We start from the raw sequence: 1,406 nt of genomic DNA, 5'->3' as shown, positions 1-1,406 counted from the left end.
GGTGATGGTGTGGACGGCCCCTTACGGCATCAGTGTGCCAGAATGAGGTTGTCAGAAACTCATTCACAGGAGCCGTCCGTGAGCCAGATTATCCGCATTGGGATGGATACGTCGAAGTATATCTTTCAACTGCATGGGGTGGATGCCTCGGAGCAGGTCGTGCTGCGCAAACGGCTTGGCCGCAAGGGGATGCTGGAGTTCTTTGCCAAGCTGCCGCCGACGGTGGTGGTGATCGAGGCGTGTGGGGCGGCTCACGTCCTGGCGCGAGAGCTAGGTAAGCTGGGACACACAGCCAAGCTGATCGCTCCGCAGCTGGTGAAACCCTACGTGGCGCGCAACAAGAACGATGGGCGCGATGCAGAGGGGCTGTGCGAGGCGGCGAGCCGGCCGCGGATGCGCTATGTGCCGGTGAAAACCGCCGAGCAACAGGCCGCGCTGATGCTGCTGGGCATCCGCGAACAACTGGTCGTGCGACGCACTCAACTTTCCAACATGATCCGCGGCTATGCGGCGGAGTTCGGTCTGATCGAGGCCAAGGGGCTGGACAAGCTGGTCTCGTTCCTGGCCGCAATCGAGCACGATGAAAGGGTGCCGACGCTGGCCCGCGAGCTGTTTGCGACGCTTGCCCGCCAATATGATCAGGTGCAGGTCGAGCTGAAGGCAGTGGAGGCGAAGCTTCTCGCCTGGCACCGTGCCAATGCCTTGAGCCGTCGTTTGGCTCAGATCCCGGGGATCGGTCCGGTCACCGCCGCAGCACTGGTGATGAAGGCACCCGATCCTCACGCCTTCCGCTCGGGACGGCTGTTTGCCGCCTGGCTCGGCCTGACCCCAAAGGACCATTCCACCGCGGGAAAGACCAGGCTCGGCAAGATAACCCGTGCAGGCGATGAGACCTTGCGTCAGCTGCTGGTGCTTGGGGCAACTTCGGTGGTCAAGATCGCCAAATCGAAAGCTCGTGGGCCGAGCTGGCTGATCGAGCTTTTGAAGCGCAAAACACCGAAGCTGGCGGCGGTGGCGCTGGCCAACAAGATGGCCCGCATCGCCTGGAAGCTGATGACGACGGGAGAGCAATACGATCGCGCGCGGCTAGGGGCGCAAAACGAGGCCCAAACGGCCGCTGCCGTGTGATCGAAAGATTCGGCCGACCGGCGGGTTAGCCCCACCGGCCGAACCGGAGCTGCAAGAGCAGAGGAGATGGTGCGATCGATCGTTCGAGATGCGAGCAAATCCGTAGGACCCATTGGCCGAATAAGGTCGCATGGGTGATTGGAACTCGTGTCGCGAAAACCATCTTGGCCAGCGGTCCGACAAAGCCGCATCAACAGGCCGGACATATGGATGCAAGCGATCCGATCAAACCTCACTAAGCTCTTGTGCCACGGGGGCCGTCCACATATGGGTCCTGG

The 1,406-nt window shown here is 61.9% G+C and carries 1 protein-coding gene; it reads left to right on the top strand.

All coding sequences use genetic code 11. From position 1 onward, the window contains the following. Positions 1–78 precede the first annotated feature (78 nt). Positions 79–1,128 carry an IS110 family RNA-guided transposase gene (locus AC0L2J_RS34715; RefSeq protein WP_007604958.1) on the top strand — a complete coding sequence of 350 codons (1,050 nt, stop codon included), beginning with the start codon at positions 79–81 and terminating at the stop codon, positions 1,126–1,128. The last annotated feature ends 278 nt before the right edge of the window (positions 1,129–1,406 follow it).

The organism is Bradyrhizobium sp. MV1.5 (genome assembly GCF_055807615.1).
The sequence above is the reverse complement of the archived record's forward strand: the minus strand, read 5'-3'. Positions and strand labels throughout refer to the sequence as shown.